The sequence below is a fragment of the Companilactobacillus halodurans genome, from assembly GCF_009600985.1.
GTDB classification, from domain to species: Bacteria; Bacillota; Bacilli; order Lactobacillales; family Lactobacillaceae; genus Companilactobacillus; species Companilactobacillus halodurans.
Genome location: NZ_VDFP01000242.1, coordinates 1 through 1107, shown reverse-complemented (window position 1 = coordinate 1107; position 1107 = coordinate 1). Strand labels below are relative to the sequence as shown.

The 1107-nt window shown below is 31.2% G+C and carries 1 protein-coding gene; it reads right to left on the bottom strand.

Annotation, left to right across the window (positions count from 1 at the left end; translation table 11 throughout):
- Window positions 1-358: 358 nt before the first annotated feature.
- Window positions 359-919 carry a TetR family transcriptional regulator gene (locus FHL06_RS13910; protein WP_153387247.1) on the bottom strand — a complete coding sequence of 187 codons (561 nt, stop codon included), beginning with the start codon at window positions 917-919 and terminating at the stop codon, window positions 359-361.
- Between the last annotated feature and the right edge of the window lie 188 nt (window positions 920-1107).

Below are 1107 nucleotides of genomic sequence, written 5' to 3'. Positions count from 1 at the left end.
CCATAAGAGCCAACACTGGCCAGCTAATGTACTTCTTCTTTGTATCTAATTCTGTCATGGCGTTTTCCTCAAGTGAAAATAAATCATTCTTTCTAATTTATTCACCTAACGGTTAATTCAAATATACAATATTTTTAGAAAAATAGTAGAAAAATGATTTAAAAATATCAAAAAATTTAAGCGCTTACTTACCCGACATGACCGCAATCCTTGAGATTGACCTTTTGGTATACATTATGGAAAGTTAAGCAACTCGAAATATTTTACCATAAAAAAACTAGCTATGATATCGAAATATTTTTAAGGTATGAATCTAATAAAAAACAGTCATTATTCAAATTTAATTGACATAAATTTTCTACCCTTTCCTATCAACTTCTAGAGTTGAAAGTAATAGCTTATCCGCCAAATTTGCTAACTTATTGGTATCGAAATTTTCCTGTCGCAATGATATGTGTAATACCCCCACCATACCCCAACAACAATAATTAAGAATATATTCTGCATCCTCTGGATGAATAAAAGGAATAACTCGTTTACCATTATTAACCGTTAGTTCAATCATCTTTGCCATCAGTTTTGAATCGGGATTACGGCATAATACGCCCAACATCTTTTGATTCTCATTAATATATTGCATTACCACTTTAAAAAAAGCCGCTCCTATTACTTCCTTGTCATCAGGTATCTCAAACTCAGATAATATTTGCGAAAAGTGTTCCATGACATAATCTTCAGTCCTGTGTAGTAAATCATAGATATCCGTATAGTGAAGATAAAAAGTTCGGCGATTAATATCTGCTCGATCCGTAATTTCTTTAATAGTTATTGTTGTAATAGGCTTTTTTGACATTAAATTTATAAAGTTTTCCCGTATTAATCTCTGAGTTCTTCTTGTTCGACGATCATTTTCGTTCATAATTAGCCTCATTTCACAGCACAGTTTCATATGATGTGTGTATTAAAACACAAAATGAAACTGACTGTTTATTGTTCTAAGATGATTTTCTCCTTAATATTAACAGCATCAAGGAGGCATCAACATGTATTTAACTTTAAAAGAATTAAGACATGACAAATTAAAATTCACAGCACTGGGACTAATTA